General features: G+C 63.8%; 1 protein-coding gene. It reads left to right on the top strand.

The window, feature by feature from the left end:
- Positions 1-2,550 (top strand): condensation domain-containing protein (locus HX866_RS30560; protein WP_177141037.1); only part of this gene is annotated, 2,550 nt, incomplete at both ends.

Raw genomic sequence — 2,550 nt, 5'->3', positions numbered from 1 at the left:
GAAGCGCTGAAGCGTAGCCTGGTGGAAAACCTGTTCGAGAAAACCTGTGTCCAACGCCTGTGCAACCTCTACGGCCCGTCGGAAACCACCACCTACTCAAGCTGGGTGGCGATGGATCGCGAAGACGGTTTCGCGCCCCATATCGGTAAGCCGGTTGGCAACACCCAGTTCTACCTGCTGGACGAACAGCAACAACCGGTCCCACTGGGCGTTCCGGGTGAAATCTACATCGGCGGCGCTGGCGTGGCCCGTGGCTACCTGAACCGCGATGACCTGACCGCCGAACGTTTCCTCAACGACCCGTTCGCAATTACGCCGAATGCCCGTATGTACCGTACCGGCGACCTCGGCCGCTACCTGCCAGACGGCAATATCGAATACCTGGGCCGTAACGACGACCAGGTGAAGATCCGTGGCTTCCGTATCGAACTGGGCGAAATCGATGCCCGTCTGGCCAAACACCCGGCCGTCCACGAAGCGGTGGTCACCGCTCGCGAAGATATTCCGGGCGACAAGCGTCTGGTGGCTTATTACACCTTGTCTGCCGAACACTCCTCGGTCGACATCACCAGCCTGCGCCATCATCTGCAGGAAACACTTCCGGAGTACATGGTCCCGGCCATCTACGTTGTACTGGAGAAGCTGCCGCTGACCCCGAACGGCAAGCTGGATCGCAAGGCCTTGCCGGCCCCGGACCTCGATGCGGTGATCAGTCGCGGCTACGAGGCCCCGCAGGGCGAAACCGAAATTACCCTGGCCCGGATCTGGGCCGACTTGCTCAAGGTCGATCGGGTGGGGCGTCATGACCATTTCTTCGAACTGGGCGGGCACTCGTTATTGGCCGTGAGCCTGATCGAGCGCATGCGCCAGGCGGGCTTGAGCGCCGATGTGCGGGTACTGTTCGGCCAGCCGACCTTGGCGGCCCTGGCGGCTGCCGTGGGTGGGGGCCGTGAAATCAGCGTGCCGGCCAACCTGATTGCGCCAGGCTGCGAACAGATCACCCCGCAGATGCTGCCGCTGATCAGCCTGACCCAGGCGCAGATCGACCAGGTGGTGGCGAGCGTGCCGGGCGGTGTGGCGAACGTGCAGGATATCTACCCGCTGGCGCCGTTGCAGGAGGGCATTCTCTATCACCATCTGTCAGCCGGGGATGGTGACCCGTACGTGTTACACGCGCTGTTCACAGTGGCGGACCGCCAGCGGCTGGACGCTTTTGCCGAGGCGCTGCAACAGGTGATCGATCGCCATGACATCCTGCGCACTGCCGTGCTTTGGCAAGGCCTGGACGAGCCGCTCCAAGTGGTCTGGCGCCAGGCTCGACTGCACCGCGAGGCCCTGGAGCTGGACGCGCGTGCTGGCGCAGTGACGGACCAGCTCAAGGCGCGTTTCGATACCCACCACTCGCGACTGGACGTAACCCAGGCACCGCTGATGCAACTGGTGTTTGCCGAGGACGAAGCCGAGCAGCGCTGGGTGGCGATGCTGCGGTTCCATCATATGGCCCTGGACCACACCGCCCTCGACGTGGTGCGCGATGAAATTCAGGCGCATTTGTTGGGGCAGGCCGCGCAGTTGGGCAGCCCGGTGCCGTACCGCAACTATGTGGCTCAGGCGCGGCTGGGTGGGAAACTGGAGGAAGAGGAAGCGTTCTTCCGCGACATGCTGGGTGATATCGACGAGCCGACACTGCCATTCGGATTGCAGGATGTGCAGGGTGCCGGTCACACCATTGAGGAAGCCACCCTGACCCTGCCGCCAGCACTGAGCCAGCGCCTGCGGGTTCGGGCGCGGCAACTGGGGGTGAGCGCTGCCAGCTTGCATCACCTGGCCTGGGCTCAGGTATTGGGCAAGGTTTCGGGCAAGCAGGACGTGGTGTTCGGTACCGTATTGATGGGCCGGATGCAGGGCGGCGAGGGCGCCGACCGGGCGCTGGGGATGTTCATCAATACCTTGCCGCTGCGGGTTACCGTGGGCGAGCAGGGTGTGCGCGCCGGGGTCAAGGCGACCCATGCGCGACTGACCGCACTGCTGGGTCACGAGCATGCCTCCCTGGCCCTGGCCCAGCGTTGCAGTGGCGTGGTTGCGCCAACGCCACTGTTCAGCGCCTTGCTCAACTATCGCCATAGCGCTGTCGGCCATGTTTCAGAACAGGCGACGCAGGCCTGGCAGGGCATCGAGATCCTCGGTGGCGAAGAGCGGACCAACTACCCATTGACCTTGAGTGTCGATGACCTGGGCGAGGACTTCAGTCTGAGTGTGCAGGTCAGCACTGAAGTAGGGGCCCTGCGGGTTTGTGGCTATATGGCGACGGCGCTGGAGCATCTGCTTCTGGCGCTGGAGCAGGACCCCGAGGCGCCCCTGAGCGACCTGTCGATCCTGCCGGTATCCGATCGGGAACAACTGCTGGTGGGTTTCAATGCCAGTACCCGCGACTACCCACGGACGCAGACCGTCCACGGCTTGTTCGAGGCCCAGGTCCGTGCCCGTCCCGAGGCTTGCGCGGCAATCCATGACGGTGTGGCATTGACCTACGCCGAACTCAATACCCGG

Source organism: Pseudomonas gingeri (assembly GCF_013386165.1).
In the GTDB taxonomy this organism is placed as follows: Bacteria; Pseudomonadota; Gammaproteobacteria; order Pseudomonadales; family Pseudomonadaceae; genus Aquipseudomonas; species Aquipseudomonas gingeri_C.
The sequence above is the reverse complement of the archived record's forward strand: the minus strand, read 5'-3'. Positions and strand labels throughout refer to the sequence as shown.